The sequence below is a fragment of the Propionispora vibrioides genome (assembly GCF_900110485.1).
In the GTDB taxonomy this organism is placed as follows: domain Bacteria; phylum Bacillota; class Negativicutes; order Propionisporales; family Propionisporaceae; genus Propionispora; species Propionispora vibrioides.
On record NZ_FODY01000056.1, the window covers coordinates 1 to 2,441 of the forward strand.

Annotated in this window: 2 protein-coding genes; one reads left to right on the plus strand and one right to left on the minus strand. The window is 45.2% G+C overall.

Going from position 1 to position 2,441, the window contains the following annotated elements; all coding sequences use genetic code 11:
- Positions 1-269: 269 nt before the first annotated feature.
- Positions 270-863: a TetR/AcrR family transcriptional regulator gene (locus BMW43_RS20805; protein WP_091752471.1), complete on the minus strand. Its 594-nt coding sequence runs from the start codon at positions 861-863 to the stop codon at positions 270-272.
- A gap of 151 nt (positions 864-1,014) precedes the next feature.
- On the opposite strand from BMW43_RS20805, the gene BMW43_RS20810 reads away from it, so the two are divergent.
- Complete coding sequence (locus tag BMW43_RS20810; RefSeq protein ID WP_091752474.1) at positions 1,015-2,226, plus strand: alpha/beta hydrolase family protein; 1,212 nt, start codon at positions 1,015-1,017, stop codon at positions 2,224-2,226.
- Positions 2,227-2,441: the final 215 nt, after the last annotated feature.

The window sequence follows — 2,441 nt, forward strand, 5'->3', positions numbered from 1 at the left end:
AGGCTGGATACAGAGTGGCTGGCTAGACCTTCTCTGGCGGGATTTCCACCCGCTTTACTCCGTGCGCTTCTTGGCGCACGGGACGGTTCCACAGAATCTTGATTTGTGATACTGTTTAAGCTTGTGAATATTAAATCAGAATCATTAGTACCGCCCCTATTTCGCTCTTCTGACATGCCGATATCATAACACTGCTCAGCCATTGAATTATTGAAAAATATACTGAGATAGATTCATAACGTAATCCTGTGCATCAATCATGTCATAAATTATAATCCGTATTGTAATCCATCACTATTTGAGACATTCCATTTAAAATTTTTTATCACGCCGTCGTTCATAAGGCTCCACAGGAGTTGGACCATTTTTTCGATATCCGGGTCTTCTTCCTGCGTAAAGCAATACGTCATCACCCCAAGGAAAGCGGATATCGCATATTCCAACGTGCATTCCAATATAAAGTCATCCGCACCGAGTGATTGAAGGTGCGGCCGTAACAATGCTTTGTATACGTTTTTAATTTTTTCTTGAAAAGTAGGATCGCCGTTTTTCCCTAATAGGACAACAAAGTACTTTTTATTTTGGCTGTACACCTCGGTAAGATGTTTGAGTGGCAGACGAACACCCGTTTTCATTATGATGTTTTGGTGCTTTTCTATATCCGGTAAAATAGAGGCTTCTATTTGCTCCAGCACATCGTAGACATCGGTAAAATATTCATAAAATGTGCTTCGGTTGTACCCTGCCTTACCGACGATATCTCGCACTGATGTTTTCTTAATCCCTTCTTTGCTGTACAGGTCCCAAAACGCATCCATCAGGTTTTTCCTTGTTTGCGCGGTAATTTCAGGATTATGCTTCATCTGATTCCCTTCCCTTCGCTTAAAAGAATCCGACAGTCCAGCCGTGATTGACGGTTGATGACAGAGAAATTGAAGTCTATATTTATAATTATACAACATGTTGTAGGATCATTGAAAACACACAAGAAGAATAGCGAAAGGAAGATCCCTTATGAAGAATATAGTATTCAGAGATGATTCGTTTGCTTTTGAGACTTTAAGATTGCTCAGCGAAACGGCGTACGGTATGGCTGATATCGGGGAGGTCCTCACCACTGCAGAGAAAATAACAGAAGGCGATGATAACAGTTGGTGCAAGGAGTGGACCGTGACGGCCAAAAGACTCCATGCGACTGCGGACGATTATTTAAAAAACGGGCATCCGGTTAGTGCAAGAAAGACATATCTAAGGGCCTATAATTATTACCGTTCAGCAGAATTTTATCTGCATGGAAACCCAAATGATCCAAGGATCAACGAACTGTCCGAAGCGAGCTTCACTTGTTTTGAAAAAGTGATGGAACTGAACGATCCGGTGATTAAAGCAGTCAAAATTCCCTATGAAGGAACAACGTTGCCCGGGCATTATTACAAGTGCCAAAAAGCATTAAGCCCGAGCCCCGTGCTGATTCTAATGACCGGTTTTGATGGTACAAAAGAAGAATTGTACGGAATGGCCATGGCCGCCCTGGAACACGGCATGAACTGCCTCGTATTTGAGGGGCCGGGGCAGGGCGAGGCCTTACGCCGGCAGAATCTGTACTTCCGGTACGACTATGAGTCGGTCGTGACACCCATCGTGGATTTTGTCCTCTCCCTGGATGGCATCGACCCTGACAAAATCGTTTTGATGGGTGTAAGCCTGGGCGGATATCTGGCACCCAGAGCGGCTGCCTATGAACATCGTCTTGCCGCCTGCATCGCAAATGGCGGAGTATATAGCTTTTCAGATACTCTTAAAAACCTATTGCCCGATAGCCATTTTCTTGACATGGCCAGTACCGACCCGGACAAACTCAATCAAAGCTTGGACCAAATGTTAAAAACCAATCCTACTCTCAAATGGGGCTTTGAGCACGGTATGTTTGTCTTTGGAGTCAATACCCCCGCTCAATTTATTCTGAAGATAAAAGACTTTACCATGGAAGGCGTCGCAGAAAAAATCCAATGTCCTACGCTCATTGTGGATGCCGAGGAAGATAAGCTGATGTCCGGTCAGGCCAGGCCGCTTTATGACGCGCTTACCTGCGAGAAAAGCTTTATGTTGTTTAGTTCGGAGGAAGGCGCGGGCGAGCATGGCCAGTGCGGAGCTAAATTGCTTGCAAATGAGCGCATCCTCTCATGGATTGATGAGCGGCTCTTGAACTCCGCGTCCGATAGATAAAAAGGACCAAAAATGAAAATCCGTACAAGATCAACTTACAGCCACCAAACAAAGTAATGGCGCTTTTTATACCGCCTTAACGTCAGCGATATGAGGGCTTCTCCCCTCTTTAGGGGACACCAGTCGAGTAGAGGCGGAACTCACATTCCAGCCCCCCTCACGGAACCGGACTTGCCCTATTAAGGCATCCGGCTCTTCATAGCAGCATTTACTTA

What these genes read in the sequence shown, in the direction of transcription:
- BMW43_RS20810 (WP_091752474.1), top strand. Translation starts at nt 1,015, where the DNA reads ATGAAGAATATAGTATTCAGAGATGATTCGTTTGCTTTTGAGACTTTA.
- BMW43_RS20805 (WP_091752471.1), bottom strand. Translation starts at nt 863, where the DNA reads ATGAAGCATAATCCTGAAATTACCGCGCAAACAAGGAAAAACCTGATG.